Origin of the sequence: Paenibacillus sp. FSL R10-2748 (genome assembly GCF_038005565.1) — a bacterium.
GTDB lineage: Bacteria > Bacillota > Bacilli > Paenibacillales > Paenibacillaceae > Paenibacillus > Paenibacillus polymyxa_B.
This window is the reverse complement of record NZ_JBBOTK010000013.1, coordinates 1-25411: the sequence shown is the minus strand read 5'-3', so window position 1 is coordinate 25411 and position 25411 is coordinate 1. Positions and strand designations below refer to the sequence as shown.

General features: G+C 49.3%; 2 protein-coding genes. One reads left to right on the top strand and one right to left on the bottom strand.

What is annotated here, in order from left to right; translation table 11 throughout:
• The first annotated feature begins 30 nt into the window (after positions 1-30).
• On the top strand, positions 31-23754 hold the full coding sequence (locus tag NSS66_RS25120) for a non-ribosomal peptide synthase/polyketide synthase (protein WP_340960043.1): 23724 nt from the start codon (positions 31-33) through the stop codon (positions 23752-23754).
• A gap of 108 nt (positions 23755-23862) precedes the next feature.
• On the opposite strand, the gene NSS66_RS25115 is transcribed toward NSS66_RS25120, so the two are convergent.
• On the bottom strand, positions 23863-24897 hold the full coding sequence (locus NSS66_RS25115) for an alpha/beta hydrolase (protein WP_053324337.1): 1035 nt from the start codon (positions 24895-24897) through the stop codon (positions 23863-23865).
• Positions 24898-25411 lie beyond the last annotated feature (514 nt).

Below are 25411 nucleotides of genomic sequence, written 5' to 3'. Positions count from 1 at the left end.
TATTCACATCATGGAATAGGAGTGAATGAGATGAATGACATGCAGTTATATGATTTAACAAATGCGCAGAAGCGTATATGGTATACCGAATTACTCTACCCAGATACGTCAGTGTCACAGCTTTCCGGTACAGCTAAGATGAAGGGGCACATCAATATTGCTGCCTTTATGCAGTCCATTAATTTGATTATCAAACAGTATGATGCGTTCCGCATCCGTATTACCTCAGTGGATGGAGTGCCTCAGCAGTACGTCGTTCCTTATGAAGAGAGACAGCTGGAGTGCCTGGATCTTAGCCACTATGAAAGTGTATCTGAGGTGGAAGCCTTACTTGAGCAACACAAAAGCAAGCCCTTGCCCCTGTTGGATTCTGAGCTCTTCCAGTTTTTAATTGTGAAGATTAGCGAGGAAGAGTATTGGATTAATATCAAGATGCACCATATTATTTCTGACGGAATATCAATGGTGGTCTATGGCAATCAGCTGACAGCATTTTACATGGAGTTAATTCAAGGAAATGAACCGAAGCTGGGCGACGATTGCTCGTATATTCAATATATTGCTGATGAGAATGCATACGAACTTTCTGACAGATACCAAAAGGATAAGGCTTACTGGCTGGATAAATTTTCTGATTTGCCTGAGCTTACGGGTTGGAAGTCATATAATCCGTTATCTTTAAGCACCCACGCCGTTCGGGAGCATTTTACCGTACCAGAAGTGCTATATCACGAGCTGCAAGCATTTTGCCAACAGAACAGGATTTCTTTGTTCCAGTTCTTCATGGGTGCGATGTATATCTACATACACAAAATGACGAATCAGCCGGATGTGGTGATTGGCACTTCGTTCGCTAACCGGGGGAACAAAAAAGAGAAGCAAAAGATAGGTATGTTTGTCAGCACCGCTGCTGCCAGAACATACGTCAAAAAGGATATGGATGTGTTGAGCTTCCTGCAGGATGTAGCCAGAGATCAGATGTCAGTCCTGCGGCATCAGAAGTATCCGTACAATCAGTTAATTCAGGATCTTAGAGAAATGCATGGTAACAAGGATATTCAGCGGCTTTTTGGCGTTTCAATGGAATATCGTCTTATCAATTGGGTTGATTTGGATGATGTGCGCATTTTGACGGATTATGATTTCTGCGGGGACGAAGTGAACGATTTCGTGCTTCATATCGTGGAGATCCTGGATGAAGGCGAACTGGTACTGGATGTCGATTATCGGACGGAGCTGTTTGAACGCAGTGAAGTTAAGGACATGGTTTCCCAGTTGCTTACGATCGCCGAGCAGATCATTCATTCACCTCAGCTTTCTATCGCAGAGGTAAACTTATTGGGTGAACCAGAAGAGCAATCCATTTTGGCTCTTTCGGAAGGCGCTGCAGTCGATTATCCACGTGAGAAGACCATCCATGGCTTATTCGAGGAACAAGCCGAGCGCACGCCAGATCACGTAGCCGTTCAGATGGACGAACAGAGCATTACATACCTAGCTCTAAACGAGCAGGCTAACCAGCTTGCGAGATATTTGCGCTCCGAGGGAGTAGTTGCAGATACGCTCGTAGGGATTATGGCTGACCGTTCCTTGGAGATGGTCATTGGGATGTTGGCCATTTTGAAAGCAGGTGGTGCCTATGTACCGATTGACCCCGATTATCCCGAGGAACGTATCCATTATATGCTGGAGGATTCAGGGGTCCGTCTGTTGCTCACCCAAAGTCATCTATGGGAGAGCACCACTTTTGACGGAAAGCTTGTGAGTTTGGACGAAGCTACAACGTATACAGGAGATGCTTCCAATCTGGAGAGTATTTCGGGACCAAGCCATCTAGCCTATGTTATCTACACGTCGGGTACGACCGGCAAGCCAAAGGGCACGCTGATTGAACACAAAAATGTAGTTCGACTGCTCTTTAACGATAAAAATCTATTTGATTTCAGCTCTCAGGATACGTGGACGCTATTCCATTCGTTCTGCTTCGATTTCTCCGTTTGGGAGATGTACGGAGCGCTTCTTTACGGAGGGAAATTGGTGATTGTTCCATCTCTCACAGCCAAGAGCCCAGCAGCTTTCCTGGAGTTGTTGAAAGACAACCAAGTCACCATTTTAAATCAGACGCCGACGTATTTTTATCAGGTGCTACAGGAAGAGTTAACGCACTCTTCGACAGAGCTTGGCCTTAGAAAAATCATTTTTGGTGGAGAGGCCTTAAGTCCATCTCTTCTGAGAAACTGGCGGGTCAAGTATCCTGATGTGCAGCTGATTAATATGTACGGAATTACGGAAACAACAGTCCATGTCACCTACAAGGAAATCACGGAACATGAGATTGAAGCGGGGAAAAGCAATATTGGCAGAACGATCCCCACACTTAGCGCTTATATTCTCGATGAGCAAAGACGGCTGCAGCCTGTTGGGGTTCCGGGAGAGCTATACATTGCAGGGGACGGTCTTGCCCGTGGGTATTTGAATCGGCCGGATTTGACGTCTGAGAAATTCGTTGAGCATCCGTATCGGGCGGGAGAGCGGCTGTACCGAACTGGGGATCTTGCTCGTTGGTTGCCTGATGGCAATATTGAATATTTGGGACGGATCGACCATCAGGTCAAAATTCGCGGCTACCGAATTGAGCTTGGCGAGGTAGAAGCCCAAATTCTCAAGGCTCCGAACGTACGAGAAACGATTGTCCTCGCACGGGATGACGAACAGGGCCAAAAATTGCTGTGCGCCTACTATGTAGCCTCCAGTGATCTTTCGCCGGGGGAATTGCGGTCTCAGCTGGCAGCGGAACTCCCCGCTTACATGATTCCTTCTTATTTTGTCCGGCTGGAGCAAATGCCGCTTACGCCAAATGGCAAACTGGATCGCCGTGCGTTGCCGGCTCCTGAAAGCAGCGTACAATCCGGCGAGGCTTATTTGGCTCCGAGAACTGCTGTGGAAGCTCAGATGGTACTCATCTGGCAAGATATCTTGGGAGTTACCCGCGTCGGTGTCAGAGATAATTTCTTTGAAATTGGGGGTCACTCTTTGCGGGCAACAGTGCTCGTTTCACGGATTCACAAAGAATTGGGATGTAGCATTTCGCTGCGTGAGGTGTTTCAGTCACCTACGGTCGAATCCTTGGCGCAACTTGTGAAAAAACACATTCCGACCCTGTACGAATCCATCCCGCGGGCAGCGGAAAGCGAAGCTTACCCAGTGTCCTCAGCGCAAAAGCGGTTATACGTGCTGAGACAGATGGACGGGGGAGAGCTTAGCTACAATATGCCAGGGGTCTTCACAGTGGATGGACCATTGGATCGCACGCGGCTGGAGTCCGCGTTCCAGGCACTGATCCAGCGTCATGAATCCCTGAGAACCGGCTTTTATATGCAGGATGGAGAGCTTGTTCAGCGTGTGCATAGGAATGTGCCGTTCGCGTTGAACTACACAGAGGCTTCGGTGGAGGAGACGGATACGCTCATTCACAACTTTATTCGTGCCTTTGATCTGAGCCAGGCTCCATTACTGCGTGTTAGCTTGGTGAAGCTCCAGGAGGAGCGTCATCTGTTGCTGTTTGATATGCATCACATCATTTCAGATGGGGTTTCTATTCAAATATTGATACAGGAACTTACTCATTTGTATCAAGGAGAACAGCTACCAGAACTGCACATCCAATACAAGGATTATGCCGTATGGCAACGGGAACAGTCAGAGAATCAATGGCAAGATCTTGAGAAATATTGGCTGCAATCCTTTGAAGGAGAGTTGCCGGTATTGGATTTGCCTACAGACTTCCAACGACCTTCGGTTCGGAGCTTCGAGGGTAGCCGAATTGATTTTACATTGGATGAGTCTGGAAATAAGGCGATACAAGAGCTTGCATCCCGTACAGGTACTACACTGTATATGGTATTGCTGGCCGCTTATTCGGTACTACTGCACAAATATACAGGACAAGAGGACATCGTCGTAGGTTCTCCAGTAGCCGGAAGACCGCAGGCTGAGCTTGAGGGCATCATCGGAATGTTTGTCAACACACTGGCCTTGCGCAGCTACCCGGCAGGAGATAAAACCTTTCAGGATTATCTTCTGGAAATCAAGGAAACGGCGCTCAAGGCGTTTGAGCATCAGGATTACCCTTTTGAAAAATTGGTCGAAAAGCTGGGCGTAGGACGTGATGTCAGCCGCAATCCGCTCTTTGACACCTTATTGGTATTACAAAATACCGAGCAGGAAGAGCAGGATATGGACGGAGTGCACTTTACTCCTTACTTGATGGACACCGTCACAGCCAAGTTTGACCTGTCCCTCAATGTAGAGGAGAAGGGATCAAAATTAGCCTTTGGCCTCGAGTATAGTACGGCTTTATATCGGCGTGAAAGTGTAGAGCGACTTGCAACGCACTTGCTCCGGGTTCTGCATGCAGTCTCGGCCAATCCTCAGTTGCAACTGGCCGAGATTGAAATGATCACACCGGAGGAGAAAGTACAGATCGTTGAAGTATTTAATGCGACATCGGCTCCTTATCCAAGGGACAAGACCATTCATGAGCTGTTCGCAGAACAAGTCAAGCGTACACCAGAGCAGACGGCGCTTGTATTCGGCGATGTCCAGCTAACGTACCTTGAATTGGAAGACAAGGCGAGCCGACTGGCTCAAACACTGCGTCGTTTGGGAACGTTGAGGGAGCAGCCTGTGGCCGTGATGGGGGGACGAAGCATCGAGATGGTCATTGGTATGCTCGCGGTGCTTCAGGCAGGTGGAGCCTATGTGCCGATTGATCCTGATTACCCGGAAGATCGGGTTCGTTATATGCTTGATGATTCCGACGCCAAGTTATTATTGGTGCAAAAGGGCGAGCTTATAAGTGTAGACTACGGTATACCAATTGTCGATCTTAGCAGTGAAGAGGCTTATGCTGCTGAGCCTGCCCAGCCGGAGACGGCTCAGGGATCGCAGGGGCTTGCTTATGTCATCTATACATCGGGTACGACGGGTAGACCGAAGGGCGTTATGGTTGAACACCGGAACGTGGTCCGTCTGGTCAAAGAGACCAATTATGTAGAGCTGAATGAATCCACACGAATTTTGCAAACAGGAGCCGTGGCCTTTGATGCTTCTACATTTGAGATATGGGGAGCGTTGCTTAACGGTGGGCAGCTCTATTTTGTAGAGAATGACGACATTCTGATTGCTGATAGGCTCAAAGCGGCTATTGCCAAGTACGGGATTACGACATTGTGGCTTACTTCACCCCTTTTCAATCAGCTTTCCCTGCAGGATGAGTACCTGTTCAGAGGGCTAAAAGCATTGTTAGTCGGCGGTGACGTACTGTCTCTATCTCATATGAATCGTGTAATCGAGGCTAATCCTGATCTTGTCCCTATCAATTGCTATGGTCCGACAGAGAATACGACCTTCTCCACCACCTACAAGATTCCAGATCGTGCCGAAGGGGGTGTGCCGATTGGTCGCCCAATTAGTAATTCGACCGCTTATGTGGTCAATGGATCGCTGCAATTACAGCCTATTGGTGCTTGGGGTGAACTCATTGTCGGGGGTGAAGGTGTAGCGCGCGGATATCTCAATCGTCCTGATCTCACAGCAGAGAAATTTGTTCCTAGTCCTGTGAAGGACGGAGAACCCTGCTACCGAACTGGGGATTTGGTACGCTGGCTTCCAGATGGGAATTTGGAGTTTAAAGGAAGAATTGATGAGCAGGTCAAAATACGTGGTTACCGCATCGAACTCCCTGAAATCGAGGCCCAACTGGCCAAGGTGGAGTCGGTAATCGACGCCGTAGTGGTCGTTCGCGCGGATGAGCTTGGAGAGAAGCAGCTTTGCGCTTATTATGTGGCGGATCGTACGCTCACGGCAGGCGAAGTACGTCTTTCCCTATCGCAGGTACTTCCGGGCTATATGATTCCATCCTACTTTATCCAGATGGACCGTATGCCATTAACGTCAAACGGAAAAGTGGACCGCAGGTCTCTGCCGGCTCCTCAAGTAGGCGCGCATACAGGACGGAAGTATACAGCTCCTCGTACACCGGCTGAAGAAGCTTTGGCATCTGTCTGGCAAGGGGTACTGGGTGCCGAACAGGTGGGTATCCATGACAATTTCTTTGAATTGGGTGGAGACTCCATAAAAGCTATTCAGGTGTCGTCACGGTTACTGCAGGCCGGCTATCGGTTAGAGATGAAACAGCTGTTCAAATCGCCAACCATTGCCGAGCTAGGCGCTGAAATACAAACGGCTGTGCATATGGCTGAACAGGGAGTTGTGCGTGGAACGACTCGCTTGACTCCAGTCCAACAGTGGTTCTTTGGACGGAAGCAGGCAGAGCCTCATCACTTCAATCAAGCGGTTATGCTGTATCGTGAACAGGGATTTGAGGAAAAGGCCTTGCATCAGGTGCTAAGAAAACTCGCTGAGCATCATGACGCCCTTCGCATGGTTTTCCGTCAGACAGAGCATGGCTACGAAGCTTGGAATCGTGATCTTGAAGAAGGAGAGCTTTATAGCCTGTTCACCGCTGATTTACGGAATGAATCCGATCCGGCTGCAGCCATTACATCGCTGTCGGATAACATTCAGCGCAGTATCAATCTGGCAGAAGGTCCGCTGCTGAAGTTAGGACTTTTCCATTGTCAGGATGGAGACCATCTTCTGATCGTGATCCACCATTTGGTGGTGGACGGAGTATCCTGGCGGATTTTGTTCGAGGATATTGCAGCAGGCTATGAGCAGGTGATTCAAGGACAAGCGCTGACATTCCCGCAGAAGACGGATTCCTTCCGTGACTGGGGAGACGCCCTTGCTCGTTATTCGGAAGGTCCTGAAATGGAGACTCATCGGGCGTATTGGAGGGAGCTGGAGAATCAGCCACTCGAACAGTTGCCGAAGGATGAGGCTGTGGAAAGCCTTCTTTTACAGGATAGCAAAGTAATAACAGCACAATGGACTATAGAAGAAACCGACCAATTGTTGAGAAAAGCCCATCGTGCTTATCAAACAGAGACGAATGATCTGCTATTGACTGCTCTGGGCATGGCGGTATCCAAATGGTCTGGCATCGGAAAGGTTGCTGTGAATCTGGAAGGACACGGTCGTGAGCCGATTATACCGAATATCGACATCACCCGTACCGTCGGCTGGTTTACAAGTCAATACCCGGTGATTTTAGACTTGGGGGATGACCCAGAAGTGGCCTCCTTGATCAAGTCTGTGAAAGAAGGGCTGCGCCGAATTCCGAACAAAGGTATTGGCTACGGGTTGCTTAAAACGATGGCAAGTCAGTTGGATGAAGACAGCTTCAGCTTGCAGCCTGAGATTTCTTTTAACTATTTGGGGCAATTTGATCAGGATTTGCAAGGCAGCTCGTTGCAGATTTCTCCTTATCCGACCGGAAGCGCCCAAAGCTTGTTGGAGGAACCAGCCTATACGCTAGATATCAATGGCATGGTGACGGACGGAGCCCTGACTCTGACGATTACTTATAACGGAAAACAGTATAAGTTATCTACGATGGAACAGCTCGCTGGATATATTGAAGAAAGCCTGCGAGAGCTTCTCCAGCATTGCGTAACCCAAGAAAAAACCGTATTGACACCAAGCGACGTGCTTGCGAAGGGTCTAAGCATTGCCGATCTGGAGGAGCTTTCTAAGCAGACCAGCCACATAGGCGATATTGAGAATGTATATAGTCTGACGCCGATGCAGAAGGGCATGCTGTTCCATGATATGTTTGAGCCGCATACAGGTGCTTATTTTGAGCAGGCTGCCTTTGACTTTAAGGGTAGCTTTGATCCGACTGCATTCGGACACAGTCTGGATGCCGTGGTGGAGCGTCATGCCATCCTGCGCACGAACTTTTACAGCGGATGGGGCAGCGAGCCTTTGCAGGTTGTATTTCGACACAGAGGCGCTAAATTGGTGTACGAAGACCTGCGTGAGATGAATGCATCGCAGCGCGAAGCTTACCTGAAGACATTTGGTGCTAAGGACAAAGCACAGGGCTTCAACCTAGCTGAAGACGAGCTTCTCCGTGTATCAATTTTACAAACAGATGAAGAGAGCTTCCGCCTCTTATGGAGCTTTCACCACATCGTCATGGATGGCTGGTGTGTTCCGTTAATTACGCAGGAGGTATTTGAACACTATTTTGCCCTCCTGGAAGGAAGAGAGCCGCAGCTGGCAGAGGTCCATCCGTACAGTCGATATATCGAATGGCTGGAACAGCAGGATGAAGCAGTTGCGTCCAACTATTGGAGCCGATATCTGGCCGGTTACGAGCAGCAGACGCTTTTACCTCAAGTCGGTGGAGCAAGTAAGGGAGAAGGCTATGTAGCAGAAAAGCTGAATTATCCTCTCAGCAGGGAATTGACTGAGCGCCTTGAAAAGGTGGCCAGGGATGCTCATGTCACGATGAATATATTGCTGCAGTCCCTCTGGGGCATTGCGCTTCAACGCTACAACGGTAGCCGGGATGTCGTGTACGGAAGTGTAGTATCAGGCCGACCAGCAGAAATTCCGGGCATTGACCGGATGATCGGTTTGTTCATCAATACGATTCCCGTTCGTGTGAAGACAGAGGAGAATCTCCCCTTCACCGTTCTGATGAAGCAGCAGCAGGAACAATATATGGCTTCTCATATGTATGACACCTACCCGTTGTTTGAGATTCAGGCTCAGACGGATCAGAAGCAGGATCTAATCTCCCATATTATGGTGTTTGAGAACTATCCTGTGGAGGAGGAGGTAGAGCGTCTGGGTGGTGGCGAGGCTGCCTTTGAGATTGAGGAAGCGGAGCTTCTTGAGCAAACGAATTATGATTTTAATTTAATTGTCCTCCCTGGCGAAGAGATGAGATTGCTGTTCCAGTACAATGCACTTGTTTATGACCAAGTGACAATTGGGCAAATCAAGGGCCATCTGGTTCACCTTATGGAACAAATTGTAGAGAACCCTGCTATTTCCGTGGATGCACTAGAATTAGTCACGCCGCAGGAGAGAGAACAGATTCTGAACGTATGGGGAAATACAAAAGGCATTTACGAGCACTGTAACACGTTCCACGGGCTATTGGAGGAACAGGCGGGACGAACGCCGGATGCGACTGCCATTTGGTTCGAGGACGAGAGTCTGACCTATGCCGAGCTCAATGCAAAAGCCAATGGACTGGCCAGAAGGCTCCGTACTCAGGGAATCAAGACGGGAGATCTGGTGGGACTGATTGCTGAACGGTCGCTCGAAATGATCGTTGGGATCTACGGCATTATGAAAGCCGGGGGTGCCTATGTTCCAATCGACCCAGAGTATCCGAAAGAACGAATCAGTTATATGCTTGAAGATTCCGGAGCGAAGCTGATCCTTACGCAGGCCTATCTCTTGGAGCATCTCGGATGGACGGAAAATGTTTTGCTGCTGGATGAATCATCGACCTATGATGCCGACACCTCGAATTTGGAGGATACTGCTGGCCCGGATGATCTGGCTTACGTGATCTATACTTCAGGTACGACGGGTCAGCCTAAGGGCGTATTAGTCGAGCATCGGGGACTACCAAATCTTTCAGACGTATATGGGGCACACTTCGAAGTTACACCGCAGGATCGGATCGTTCAGTTTGCAAGCCTGTCGTTTGATGCATCGGTTTCGGAAATTTTAACGGCGCTGAGCCATGGGGGTGTTCTGTGCATCCCTTCTACAGAAGATATTTTAGATCATGCCCTGTTCGAGCAGTTCATGAACGATAAGGGGATTACGGTAGCGACTTTGCCACCCGCTTACGCTATCCACCTTGATCCAGAGCGTTTGCCAACACTGCGGTGCCTGCTAACCGCTGGATCGGCCGCATCGGTCGAGTTGATCGAAGAGTGGAGGAAGCATGTACGTTACTCTAATGGCTATGGCCCAACGGAGGACTCCGTATGCACCACAATCTGGTCTGTCCCGGACAGTGAGGAAGCAACGGATATTGTATCTATTGGACGACCTATTGCTAACCATAGTGTGTACATCTTGGATGACCATTTTAGATTGCAACCTGTCGGTGTAGCTGGAGAGCTATGCATTTCGAGTATCGGATTAGCACGGGGGTATCATAACCGGCCTGAGTTAATGGATGAGAAGTTCGTGGACAATCCGTTTGCTCCAGGAGAGCGTATGTATCGGACGGGTGACCTGGTTCGCTGGTTACCGAATGGAACCATCGAGTACTTAGGCCGAATAGATCATCAAGTCAAAATCCGCGGCTACCGTATCGAGCTAGGCGAGGTAGAAGCACAAATGCTCAGAGTGCCGTCCGTTCAGGAAGTCGTAGCCATGGCTGTAGAGGGCGATGACGGCTACAAAGATCTAGTCGCTTATTTCGTAGCTGCTCAGAAACTTGAGGTATCCGAGCTTCGGGCCGTCCTGTCGGAGATATTACCTGGATATATGATCCCTTCCCGCTTCATACAACTGGAGGATATGCCTCTGACGTCGAACGGAAAAATCGATCGAAAAGCGCTGCAGGGCGAGCGTGGATGGGCAGCGGCTTCATCTGAGGCTCCAAGGACACCTGTGGAAATTCAATTAGCCGAAATCTGGCAAGAGGTGCTGGGTGTAGAGAGCGCGGGAGTGAAGGATAATTTCTTCCATTTTGGAGGTCATTCACTGCGTGCAGCCCTGCTAGTCTCACGAATTCGCAAGGAAATGAATCGCGAGATTAGTCTGAGAGCAGTGTTCGAGTCTCCTACTATTGAAGGATTGGCTCGTGCCATTGAGGGCTATACACCGCTGAATTTCGAAGAAATTCCTACAGCGGGAGCGAGAGAGCATTATCCATTGTCCTCGGCCCAAAAACGACTGTTTATTCTAAGTCAGCTGGAAGGTGGAGAGCTGAGCTACAATATGCCGGGTATCCTTACCGTTGAGGGAGCTTTGGATCGGGAACGGCTAGAGCAGGCATTCCGTCGTCTAATTCATCGTCATGGTTCGCTGCGTACTCGTTTTGTGACCGTGAACGGTGAACCTGTACAGCAGCTCCTGACGGATGTTCCGTTTACTGTGGAATATGCGGAGTTGAGCGAGGAAGAGGCAGGAGCTACCCTTCAGCAGTTTGTCCGTCCTTTTGATTTAGGTGTAGCTCCATTGCTGCGGGTCGGCCTTATTCGAATTGCACATGAGCGCCATTTACTATTGTTTGACATGCATCATATTGTCTCAGATGGGGTTTCTATGAATATTCTCATAGAAGAGTTTCTCCGCTTCTACCAAGAGGAGGACGTATTCCCTGAACTACAGATCCAGTACACAGACTATGCTGTATGGCAGCAAGAGCAGCTCGGAAGCGAGCGTCTTAAGGCCCAGGAAGCTTACTGGCTGGATGCTTTCCGCGGAAGCTTGCCAGTGCTGGATTTGCCAGGGGATGAAGTTCGTCCTGCGGTGCGAAGCTTTGCGGGCGATCGAATCGACTTCCAAATTGATTCTTCTCTGAGTGCTTCACTTCAGGAGCTGGCTACCCGAACGGGTTCCACTCTGTTCATGGTGCTGTTGGCAGCCTATACAGCGCTCTTGCACAAGTACACAGGTCAGGAAGATGTCATTGTCGGTTCACCTGTGGCAGGAAGATCCCATGCGACACTCGAAGGCCTCATCGGTATGTTCGTCGGCACAGTGGCACTTCGTACTTATCCAGAAGGAGAGAAGCCTTTCGAGGCTTATCTGCAGGAAGTGAAGGAAACAGCGCTGCGGGCCTATGAAAACCAGGATTACCCGTTCGAGGAGCTGGTAGAAAAGCTGGAGCTTCAGCGTGATTTGAGCCGTAACCCGCTATTTGATACCATGTTTGTCCTGCAAAATATCGAGCAGGGAGAACAAGAAATAGAAGGATTGCGCTTCACTCCTTACGATAATGTACATCCGGCTGCCAAGTTCGATCTCACGCTGACCGTGAGTGAAGCAGACGGGGTATTGAACTGCACGCTTGAGTACGCGACTGCGATCTACAAACAAGAGACTGCCCAGCGGATGGCAGGCCACTTTGTACAGCTTATTCGGGAAGCCGTCTCCAATCCGGGAATGCCGTTGTCATCCCTTGATATCGTGACACCTCAGGAAAAATCAAGGCTGATGAAAGCGCCGGACGAAGCCAAGGCAGATTATCCTCGTGACAAGACGATCCATGCGCTGTTCGAGGAACAGGCTGCACGTACTCCGAATGCAGTGGCAGTCGTATGTGAAAATACAGCCCTGTCCTACAGCGAGCTGAACGAGCGGGCCAATGGACTTGCCAGAATGCTAAGGGAACGTGGTTTGCAACCAGACGGTTTGGCTGGAATTATGGCGGATCGTTCCCTTGAAATGGTGGTCGGGATTTTAGCCATCTTGAAGGCAGGCGGAGCCTATGTCCCTGTAGACCCTGAATATCCAGAGGACCGCATTCGCTTTATGCTTGAGGATTCGGGAACCAAGCTACTGCTGACACAAGCGCATCTGGAGCAACGTGTCTCCTTCGCTGGGGACATCGTAAGTCTGGATAAAACGGCTTCCTATAAGGAAGATGTCTCAAACCTGCAGCCTGCAGCCGGACCGGAGCATCTTGCCTACGTCATCTACACATCGGGCACGACAGGCAAGCCAAAGGGAACGCTGATCGAGCATAAAAATGTAGTTCGCTTGCTCTTTAATGATAAAAATATGTTTGATTTTGGTCCTCAGGATACGTGGACACTGTTCCATTCATTCTGTTTTGACTTCTCTGTATGGGAAATGTACGGAGCATTGCTGAACGGAGGACGGTTGGTCATCGTTCCATCGCTTACCGCGAAGAGTCCAGATCGTTTCTTGCAATTGCTTAAGGATCAGAAGGTCACCGTTTTGAACCAGACACCGACGTACTTCTATCAGTTGCTACAGGAAGAGCTTGGTCATCAGGCGGCAGAACTGAGCCTCCGTTTGATTATCTTCGGTGGAGAGGCATTAGCCCCGGCCCTGCTCAAGGACTGGAGAACGAAGTATCCGCAAGTGCAGCTCATTAACATGTACGGCATTACCGAAACGACCGTGCATGTAACCTACAAGGAAATTACAGAGTTGGAAATTGAACAGGGTCGCAGCAATATCGGCACCACGATTCCGACACTGCGAGCGTACATTTTGGATGAACAACGCCGTCCACAGCCGATTGGCATTCCGGGTGAACTCTATGTGGCGGGCGTAGGTCTGGCGCGAGGCTATCTGAACCGACCGGAATTGACGGAAGAGAAGTTTGTCGCTCATCCGTTTGAAGCGGGCGAGCGCATGTACCGCTCGGGTGACTTGGCACGCTGGTTGCCGGATGGAAGCATGGAGTATTTGGGACGCATTGACCATCAGGTTAAAATCCGTGGTTACCGTATTGAGCTGGGCGAAGTGGAAGCGAAGCTGCTCCATGCTCCGTCTGTAAGGGAGGCCGTTGTGCTCGCCCGGGAGGATGGAAGTGGACAAAAAGTGCTTGTCGGCTATTTCACTGCCGATCAGATGCTGACGGTAGGCGAGTTGAGAAAAGCCTTGGCTGCCGAACTGCCGACTTATATGATTCCATCTTACTTTATGCAATTGGAACAGATGCCTTTGACACCCAATGGCAAGCTGGATCGCAAAGCGCTTCCGGCTCCTGAGGCCAATGTGCAGACTGGGGCGGTTTATGAAGCGCCGAGAAACGCAGTTGAGGAAGCTTTGGCTTCCGTATGGCAAGGTGTGCTGGGAGCGCAGCAGGTTGGCATCCATGATCATTTCTTCGATCTGGGTGGTGACTCCATCAAGGCGATTCAAGTGTCCTCGAGATTGTTCCAAGCTGGATATAAATTAGAGATGAAGGATCTCTTTAAATATCCGACAATTGCCGAGCTAAGCCCGTATCTTCAGGCAGCTGGACGTATAGCGGAACAGGGCGAAATTAAAGGTGCAGCAGAGTTAATGCCAATTCAGCGTTGGTTCTTTGAACGCCATACAGCGGAGCCGCACCATTATAATCATGCCGTCATGCTCTATCGGAAAGACGGCTTTGATGAGGCTGCACTCCGGTTGACAATGGACCAAATTGCGATCCATCATGACGCGCTGCGCATGGTTTTCCGGCCTACAGAAGCTGGATACGCAGCTTGGAATCGGGGAACGGACGAAGGCGAGCTCTACACATTGGACATTGCCGATATGCGGCAGGCGGAAGACCAGACAGCTGCGGTTCAGGCCCAAGCCGATGCCATTCAGGCAAGCTTTGACTTGGAAGGTGGCCCACTGTTCAAGCTAGGCCTGTTCCATTGTGACGATGGCGATCATTTGTTGATTGTCATTCATCACCTCTTGGTTGACGGCGTATCCTGGCGCATCCTGTTTGAGGACATTGCAGCGGGGTACGAGCAGGCATGGAATGGACAAGCAATCGTCCTTCCACAAAAGACCGATTCGTATCTTGTATGGTCTGAGCAAGCGACGAAGTATGCAGCAGGGCCTGCTCTGGACAAGGAGCGTGCATACTGGCAGCTGATTGAGGAGGCGATTTTGGCCCCACTGCCGAAGGATGAGGATCAGAAGCCGGGCACCATTCGGGATACTGAATCGGTTACGGTAACGTGGTCTGCGCAGGAAACTGACCTGCTGTTGCGACAAGCGAACCGGGCGTATCATACGGAGACGAATGACTTGCTCTTGACTGCTCTGGGGGCAGCCATTCAGCGCTGGACAGGCATGGAGCAGATTTTGGTCAATCTTGAAGGACATGGACGGGAAATGATCGTACCAGACCTGGATATTACCCGTACCGTGGGTTGGTTCACAACCCAGTATCCAGTTCTGCTGAACCTGCAAGGCAGACAGGAAGTATCTGCGCGAATCAAGCGCGTCAAGGAGAATTTGCGAGAGGTTCCGCATAAAGGAATCGGCTACGGTCTTCTGAAGTATATGGCACCGGAGAAAAGTGTCGGATTCGGCGTGGAGCCGGAAATTTCCTTCAATTATCTTGGGCAGTTTGATCAGGATTTGGAGGGTAATGCCCTTAGCCTATCCACACATTCAGTTGGTAAAGCGCTCAGCGATCTCACACCACAGCAATATGCTCTGGATGTGAATGGCATGATTGCCGAAGGCCAGCTATCACTGACGATTACGTACAGCAGCAGGCAGTATCGTAAGGAGACGGTGAGTCATTTTGCTGAATTATTACAGTCAAGCCTTAGTGAGGTCATCCGTCATTGTGTGGCTCAGGAGCGTTCACAGCTTACACCAAGTGATGTTCTGTTCCAAGGATTAACATTGGAGCAGCTTGATCGACTCACGGCGCAGACGGCTCATATCGGAGAGATTGAGGATGTGTACAAGCTGACGCCAATGCAGAAGGGAATGCTGTTTCACAGCCTGCTGGAGCCGGACTCCTCTTCATACTTTGAACAGGCAACGTTTGAGCTGCGTGGCAGCTTCGATGTAGATACCTTCTTCGAGAGCTTCCAGGCTTTGGTGCAACGACATGCCATACTACGTACCGGCTTTTACAACAACATTGCTGATGTACCGCTGCAAGTTGTCTTTAAGCAACGGTTAATCCCTCTGCACTACGTAGATTTGCGCGACGCATCTATGCAGGAACAAGAAGCCCGAATCAAGACTTATATTGCTGAAGATATGGTTAAGGGGTTCAGCTTGTCAGAAGATCCGCTGATGCGGGTGACCGTCTTGCAGAAGGATCAAAGCTGTCTTGTATTGTGGAGCTTCCACCATATTGTCATGGATGGCTGGTGTATCCCGATCATTACACAGGAGCTGTTCGATTATTATTCTGCTAAGAAACAGCAAGTACAGCCTGTCCTACCTCCAGCTCAGCCCTATAGCCGTTATATCGAGTGGCTTGATGCACAGGATGATCAAGAAGCTTCAACGTATTGGAGCCAATATCTTGAAGATTATGACGGGAACACCGTATTGCCGGAAGGTAAAACGAAATCTCAAGCAAAAGAAGCGGGCTATGTTCTAAAAGAGCATGTTCTCCATCTGGGTGCATCTTTGACAGGTAAAATGGATGTTGTCGCGAAGCGCAATCACGTGACCGTCAACACACTCATGCAGACAGCTTGGGGACTGATTCTTCAACGTTATAATGCCAGCTCGGATGTCGTTTTCGGCGGCGTTGTGTCGGGTAGACCCGCTGAGATTGCAGGGATCGAAAATATGGTGGGTCTATTCATCAATACAGTACCTATCCGTGTACAGTCATCCAAAGACGAAGCCTTTGTCGAAGTGATGAAACGTACACAGGCACAGTCATTGGCTGGTCGTGCCTACGACACCTATCCACTGTATGAGATTCAGGGGAAAACAACCCAAAAGCAGGACCTGATTTCTCATATTATGATCTTTGAAAATTACCCGCTCGACGAACAGGTGGAGCAATCGGGTAATCAAACGGAGGACAATCTCGAAGTTGCCAACTTCACCATGTTTGAACAAACCAACTATGACTTTAACCTGGTTGTAATTCCAGGCGAAGACATCAAGGTCTGCATTCGCTATAATGCTTCGGTTTACGAGCAAGAAAGCATTGCACGAATCGGAGGACACTTGTTGCAGATGCTCGATCAGGTGGCTGCTCGTCCGCAGGCGACGATACAGGAACTGGAGATTGTAACATCTGAGGAACGGATGAACCTGCTTGACTGGGGCGGCAAGGCCCATACCTATCCAAGTGATCAGGGTCTGCATACCTTGTTTGAAGAACAGGTTGTCCGTACGCCGGATAAGATTGCGGCAGTAAACGGCGACATCCAGATCACGTATCGGGAGCTGAACGAGCAGGCGAACAGACTAGCTTCCACCTTGATAGACCAAGGACTACGGAGTGAACAAGTGGTAGGTCTGTTGGCAGATCGGTCTGTAGAGCTGCTTGTCGCCATCATGGGTGTACTCAAAGCGGGTGGAGCCTATGTACCTATTGATCCTGAATATCCGCAGGAGCGGATTCAGTATATTCTGAAGGATTCTGGCGCTGAAATTCTGCTCACACAGAGCCACCTGACTAAGTTGGCCTCTTTTGAGGGAACGGTTATGGAATTGGATTCCCCGCACATCTACGGAACCGAGGTGGATAATCCCAATATTCCTGTTGGAGGAAACGATCTGGTGTACTTAATCTATACCTCGGGTACAACCGGAAATCCGAAGGGAACCATGATTAACCACAAAGGGATCGTGAACTACATCTGGTGGGCCAATAAGGTCTATTGTGCTGGGAAACCAACGGATTTCCCGTTGTATTCATCCATTTCGTTTGACTTGACGATGACATCAATGTTTACTCCGTTAATAAACGGAGGAATAGTGCGGATTTATGATGGTATAGATAAAGCGGAGGTTGTTCAGCATATTTTGCGCGAAAATGCGGTCGATATTCTCAAGCTGACGCCAACGCATCTCAGTCTGATAAAAGACATGACCATTCCAGCGGAAAGTCGTATTCAGCAACTCATTGTGGGTGGAGAAAATCTGACCACACATTTATCGAAAACCATCACAGATCTCTTTGGCGGCAATATCAAAATCTACAATGAATATGGACCAACCGAAACCGTCGTCGGCTGCATGATTCACCTGTACGATCCTGCGAAGGATACACGGGAATCCGTACCGATTGGGTTGCCGTCCGACAACATATTCATCCATATTCTGGATGATCAGCTTCGTCTCGTACCGTTAGGCGTGGAGGGCGAAATGTACATCGCCGGGGACGGGGTAGCCCGTGGATATCTGAACCGTCCTGAGCTTACCGCAGATAAATTCATTAGAAATCCGTTCGCTTCGGAAGGAAATATGTATCGCACTGGGGATTTGGCTCGTCGCCTTCCTAATGGAGACATTGAGTACATTGGACGCATTGACCATCAAGTTAAAATACGGGGCTATCGTATTGAGCTTGGTGAGATTGAGGCCAAGCTGCTGGACATTCCACTTGTCGAGGAAGCTCTCGTTGTTGCGTGGGCAGATGCTCATGGGCAGAAATCGCTGTGTGCTTACTTCGTAGCTGATCGCGAAATGTCTGTCAGCGAGCTGAGAGACGAACTGTCTGCCGGACTGCCTGCATATATGATTCCGTCTTACTTCGTCCAACTGGACGTGATGCCTCTGACACCGAATGGCAAGCTGGATCGCAAGGCACTGCCTGAACCGAACTCGGGTATAAAGGCGGGAGCAGACTTTACCGCTCCGCGGACGGATGTGGAGAACATTTTGGCTTCAATCTGGCAAGGTGTACTCGGCGTGCCGCTTGTCGGCATTCATGATAATTTCTTTGAGCTTGGAGGTGACTCGATCAAATCCATTCAAGTATCCTCAAGGCTTCTTCAAGCAGGCTATAAGCTTGAAATGAAGGATTTGTTCGGTTATCCGACAATTGCAGAGCTGGCACAGCGCGTTAGTGTGGTCAGCCGAATTGCGGACCAAAGCGAGGTACACGGAGCGGTAAGACTGGGACCTGCTCAGCACAGATTCTTCGATGAACAGTCAATGGATCTGCATCACTTTAATCAGTCGGTCATGTTGTACCGACGGGATGGCTTCAATACCGATGCGCTCGCCGAGGTTGTTCGGAAAATTGCAGAGCATCATGATGCTTTACGACTGGTGTTCCGCCAAGGAGAACAGGGATTGGAGGCCTGGAACCGGAGCATGGGTGAGGGTGAGCTCTATAGCCTCCAGATCCACGACCTGCGGGATGAGACAGACCCGGCTTCAGCAATAGAAGCGGGTGCGGAAGCCATTCAGCGCAGCATCTCTCTGGAGGATGGACCTCTCTTTAGACTGGGTCTGTTCCGCTGTGCGGAAGGCGAACATCTGTTGATCGTTATTCATCATCTGGCTGTGGATGGCGTATCCTGGCGTATTCTCTTTGAGGACCTGCAGGAAGGCTACGAGCAGGCAGTACGTGGAGAAGCGGTCAAGCTTCCACAGAAGACGGATTCGTACCGTGCATGGGTTGAGGGAATCACACAATTTGCAAACAGCCCGGCGGCTGAACATGAACTCAGCTATTGGGCAGAGGTAGAGGGAGATGGCTTTGCCCCTCTTCCAAAAGACAAGGTAGACGGCGCTCTTCTCATCAAAGACAGTGAGGCTGTCACGGTTAGATGGTCACCAGAAGAGACAGAGCAGTTCCTGAAAGAAGCGAACCGCACTTACAATACGGAGGTTAACGATCTGCTCCTGACGGCTCTGGGTATGGCTGTTCACGAGTGGACGGGAATCGAACGTGTAGGCATCCTTCTGGAGGGACATGGGCGGGAGCCTATTGTGCCGGAACTGGATATTACTCGCACAATAGGCTGGTTTACAAGTCAATACCCTGTCGCCCTTGAGATGGGAGGGGAATTGGAGATCGGCGCCAGAATCAAGCACATTAAGGAAGGCTTGCGTCGTATCCCGAACAAAGGTGTCGGATATGGTATTTTGAAATATTTAAGCGGCGGTTCTGTCTCCTCCTTCTCGGCTGAACCTGAGATTACCTTCAACTACTTGGGACAGTTCGACCAGGATCTTGCAGGAGGGACGATGGAAGTATCGCCTTACTCAGTAGGACCTGAGGTCAGTGAGCAGATGGTGCAGCATCAGACATTGAACATTAATGGACTGATTGCCGAAGGACAGCTTCAACTTTCGGTCAGCTATAACCGTCATCAGTTCCACGGGGAGTCTGTGGCTAAGTTTGTTGACATTCTGAAGAACCGTCTCAGCGAAGTCATTGGACATTGCGTAAGTAAGAAAAGAACAGAACTTACACCAAGCGATGTACTCCTCAAAGATATCAGCTTGGAAAAAATCGAGGAGTTAGAAGAGCAGACACGGCATATCGGCAGTATTGAAAATATGTATAAACTGACGCCGATGCAAAAAGGAATGTTGTTCCACAGCTTGCTGGAGCCTCATTCGGAAGTCTACTTTGAGCAGGCCAAGTTTGAAATTCAGGGAGCATTCTATCCTGAGGATTTCAAACGCAGCTTAAAATATCTGATGAAACGGCATGCCATATTGAGAACCAATTTCCATGCCGGGTGGGGCGATTTCCCTATTCAGATTGTGTTCAAAGAAAGAGCATGTGACTTCGTATACGAGGATCTGCACGAGCTGGAAGCCGATGAAATTCAAGCGCGTCTTGCAGCTTATACTGCTCAGGACAAAGCAAGAGGCTTTAATCTTGCTGAAGAAGCATTGCTGCGTGTTGCTATTCTACGTACAGCAGAAGAGGCTTACCATTTGCTGTGGAGCTCTCATCACATCATTTTGGATGGCTGGTGTATGCCGCTTGTGCTCCAGGAAGTGTTTGAGACGTATGGGGTTCTGCGTGAGCAAAGGGAACCTGAGCTTCCTGCAGCTGTATCGTACAGCCAGTATATTCAATGGTTGGAGAAGCAAGGCGAGGAAGAGGCATCCTCTTACTGGAGAGGGTACCTGGAAGGATACGAGCAGCAGACGAAGCTGCCACAAGCCATCACACAGCCATCGGCAAAAGCAGAAGCCTACGTGTCGGAGAAGCTGGTATTCACGTTGGATGCGGAACTGACCGATCGCCTGGAACAGGTGGCCAAACAGCATCAGGTGACGATGAATACGCTGATGCAAGCAGCCTGGGGAATCGTGTTGCAGCGTTACAATAGAAGCCAGGACATCGTCTTCGGAAGTGTGGTATCGGGAAGACCTGCCGAGATTCCGGGTATCGAAAGCATGATCGGTCTCTTCATTAATACAGTTCCGGTTCGGGTACAGGCCGAGGGAAGCGATTCGTTCTCCCATGTGATGAAAAGACAGCAGGAATTATATTTGTCAGGACATGCTTATGATTCCTATCCGCTCTATGAGATTCAAGCACAGAGCGAACAAAAGCAAGATTTGATTTCTCATATTATGGTGTTCGAAAATTACCCAGTAGAAGAGCATTTGGAAGAGAAAATTGCCAGTGAAGAGGCTGAATACAAAATTACGGATGTTCAGATGTTTGAACAGACGAATTATGATTTTAACCTCATTGTGCTGCCGGGTCGTAATCTGGAGTTCTTGTACCGTTACAATGCCCGCGTCTATGATCTGGAGAGCGTGGAACGAATTCAAGGACACTTGACGAGAATTCTGACAAGCGTTGCTGTTCAACCTGCTATCCGTATTGATGAGCTGGAGCTGATCACGCCAGAAGAGAAATCGCAGATTATAGAGGTGTGGGGCGATACAGCAGCTCCTTATCCGCGTGAGCAGACCCTTCACGGTATATTTGAGGAAAAAGCAGCACTCACACCGGATTGTACAGCACTTATTTACGGTGAAACGGAGCTTACCTATGGAGAACTTCATCAGCAGGCGAACCGCCTTGCACGTACGCTGCGTGCCCAAGGGGTCAGACCGGACCAACCAGTCGGCATCATGGTCGAGCGTTCGCTTGAGATGATCATTGGCATTCATGCCATTCTAAAAGCTGGCGGGGCCTATGTACCGATTGATCCGGAGTTCCCAGAAGATCGTATTCGCCACATGCTGGAGGATTCGGGAGCGAAGCTTCTGCTGACGAAGAACCATCTCAAAGATCGTTTTCCGTTCACTGGCACGATCCTGGCACTTGATGATCCGCAGGCGTATCATGCTGATAGCTCGAATCTCGAGCCAATTGCGGGGCCGGAGCATCTGGCGTATATCATTTACACGTCAGGTTCAACCGGCAAGCCGAAGGGCGTAATGATTGAACATCGCGCTGCCGTCCATACGCTGAGTCAGTTGGAAGCTGAATATCCGATGTTGGCAGGCGACCGTTTCCTGCTCAAAACGACATTTACCTTTGACTTCTCCGTGCCGGAGCTGTTCTGCTGGTTCTTTGGAGAGGGGACTCTCGTGATCCTGCCACAAGGCGTGGACAAAGACCCGATGGCACTGCTAGGGGCCGTGGATACGAACCGTATCACGCATCTCAATTTGGTGCCGTCGATGCTCAGTGTGCTCGTTCAATACTTGAAAGAAAGCGGCACCCAAGGATTCCTTACTCTGAAATATCTGTTTGCCTGCGGCGAGACGCTGCCTGCCAAACTTGTGGAAGAGTATTATAAAGTATCTCCTTACGCAGTACTGGAAAACATCTACGGTCCTACGGAAGCAGCCGTATATGCGACTCGGTATACAACGAGCCTTGAGACTGCGGCTCTAACGCATGTGCCAATCGGCAAACCGTACGCTAACGTCCAAGTATGGATGATGGACAGCGCTTCTCAGGTATCACCTGTGGGGGTACCGGGAGAACTCTGCATTGCGGGCGAAGGGGTAGCGCGGGGGTATTTCAACCAGCCGGACCTGACGGCAGAGAAGTTCATTCCTCACCCGTACAAACCGGGAGCACGGATTTACCGAACGGGCGATTTAGCCCGATGGCTGCCGGACGGGAATATTGAGTATTTGGGACGGATCGATCACCAGGTAAAAATCCGGGGTTACCGCATTGAGCTGGGAGAAGTGGAAGCACAAATTTTGAAAGTGCCATCTGTGCAGGAAGCGGTTGTTCTTGCACTGGCTGATTCTACTGGAAGTACTCAGCTTTGTGCATACTTTGTGGCCGAAGAGGGGCTTGCAGCCGGCGTACTACGCGAGGCACTGGCCAGCGAGCTGCCAAGCTACATGATTCCGACTGCTTTCGTACAGTTGGCACAAATGCCGCTGAATCCGAATGGAAAATTGGATCGCAAAGCGCTACCGGCACCGGAAACACTTCTGCGGAGCACAGCGGAGTATATCGCGCCGCGTACGCAGACAGAAGTAGAGCTCGCTCAGATTTGGTCCGAAGTGCTTGGCGTACAGGAAATCGGGATCAGGGATCATTTCTTCGAACTTGGGGGCCATTCCCTGAAAGTATTGGGCTTGATCCAAAGGATCTCGTCCGGTATGGGCGTCCAGCTCCCACTCCAAGTCGTGTTTAATCTGCCGACTGTGGAAGAAATGGCGCATGAAATTTCCAAGCTGCAGGCAACAACTGCTGCTAATGAAGAGGAAATGGAAATTATCCGCTTCCCAGGGAAAGGAACGCTCAAAGTGTTTTGCTTCCCTCCACGGGTAGGCCACTCTCTGGGGTACTATGAGATGGCCAAGGAGCTGGAAGGGCTTTGCGAGGTGTACGGGATGGAATTTATCGGCGATCGTTTCCAGGGTCAAGATATGCTGGATCGATACATCGATGCCATCGTGGATATTCAAGCAGAGGGTCCGTATATATTCCTGGGATACTCACTTGGAGGAAATCTCGCCTTCGAGGTAGCTAAAGCCATGGAAAGCCGAGGTCACCATGTTAGCGACCTTATTATGGTAGATGCTATGAGAAAGATGTCCAAGGATGAATCGACACCGGAGGAGCTTGAAGAGATTGTCGAGATGGTACTGGACAGCATTAGGGACCAGTACAAAGCATTCCTCGCCGATCCAGTGGACAGGGAGCGAGTCATGGACAAAATGTTGGTTTACTCCGTCTACCGCGATGAGCTTATTAACTCAGGTGAAGTTCATGCGAATATCCATGCTCTAATTGCAGAGGATGATAGTATTGGTCCGGATACATCATTAGATAAATTGTTATGGCAACAGGCGACACTTGGTCAATACAAAGAATACGAAGTCATCGGAACGCATGATGTGCTGCTTGATTCCGGTTTTATTGGGGAAAATGCTAAAGTACTGAGACAGATACTTGGCAAGGTCACAGAGGCCTCATCTAAAAACAAGCCCATTTTGTCCTAAGCTCAATCAAGCATAATAAGTGTTAGGCAGCAAAGACGCCCGAATTCCTTTATATAGAAGGAACTCGGGCGTCTTTTATTTTTTTATGCTGTTTAACATATAAAGTCCCTAATCATCTGTGTATGCTTTAGACATGGTTGACTGAAAGTGTCTTGTGTCGGTGATGAGTTCACGGATGACTTGGATGACAAGCTCCGGTTGATCATGGATGATCATATGCTCGCTCTTCTTGGCAACAATAAATTTGCTGTTTGTAGAGATGTTAAGCATCTCGCGCTGTCCCATTTGCCAGCTTTGTTCAATCTGATCATTTCCGTGTTTACTAATACCGAACTGAGTCAAATCTTGTTGAATGCCCCGGGCAATTACACGTACAGGGAGGTTACCCAGATGCTGTCCCCGTATGGCATCTTCGGTAGTGCTTGCTAGATCACCCTCCTCCGCAACAGATCGAAAGTATTTAGAGGAAGCGACAATATTCACAAAAGATTTTCTATCTTGATATTCGACCCGACCCGTTAGCATTAAATTGGGGAACAGGCGAAAAGCCCCTGACTTTTCTAGGAGAATGGATATTAACGGGGAGGGATTGACCTTAGGCCGTTCCTTGGCATAGATCTCATTTGTCCGGCGAGCGTCATTTTCAGGCCTGGCATCCACCAGAACCAATCCTGCCACTTCGTCTTTGTATGTCTGCGCGTACAGTCTTGAGTACATCCCTCCAAGGGAATGGCCTACCAGAATATAAGGAGCTTGGATGTCTGCGTTTTTTAAGGCGACATGAAGCTCTCGAACGATGTTTTCCCCGGTTCGTGGAGTAGCAGCCTCCTCGCTCCAGGCATAGCCTGCCCGGTCATAGGATACAACAGTGGCGAATGATGACAGTTTTTCGGGAATATCTCTCCATGACAGGCTACTTTCCCCGCTCCCTGATTCAAGCAATATTGTTGGAGAGCCGTTACCGAGTTTACGAATATGGAGTCGATAACCCCCGGCATCGACCAATTCCCCCGGAGGTGGGTATTGTGATTTATCCTTTTTGGATGCAATCCACTCATACACAAATCCTGAGATCACGAAAAGCAGTAAGCAAGAGATGATAAGAAACACAATTCTCGTCCATGTTCGCCTTCGTTGCTTCATTAGTAAATCTACTCCTCTATACAGTTATAATTAATCATTACCTAAAGTTGCGTGAAACAAAGCTGCTATCGCATGGTTTGTTGCTAGCTCCTTATCTTTTTTACCCATCCTTTCTTTGTCAAATCATCAATATTAAAGAAAAAGCAGAATATGCACTTGAGTTGTAAAGAGCAACACGCGTATTCGAGATCATTGAATGGATCTCACGTCGTTCTTGGATGCAGATAACTAAGTCCATTTAGCAAAAGTACAGAGTACACAGGATGTCATTACAACAATAAAGATAGTAAAAACAATTTATTAAAAAACGGTTGCATTTAAATATGCGGAGTGGTATACTCTAATTCCGGCCAAGAAATACAATATTGCGAGCGAGTGTTACAAAAAAAGATTTAAAAAAGTGCTTGCAAAGTTGGTTCGGAGATGATATGATATAAGAGTTGATGAAGCGATAAACTGAATCGACCGAAAAAGAATGTTTGATCTTTGAAAACTGAACAACGAGTGAGTAAAC

Excerpts from the sequence above, each read along its gene's own strand:
- NSS66_RS25120 (WP_340960043.1), top strand. The coding sequence starts at position 31 with ATGAATGACATGCAGTTATATGATTTAACAAATGCGCAGAAGCGTATA.
- NSS66_RS25115 (WP_053324337.1), bottom strand. The coding sequence starts at position 24,897 with ATGAAGCAACGAAGGCGAACATGGACGAGAATTGTGTTTCTTATCATC.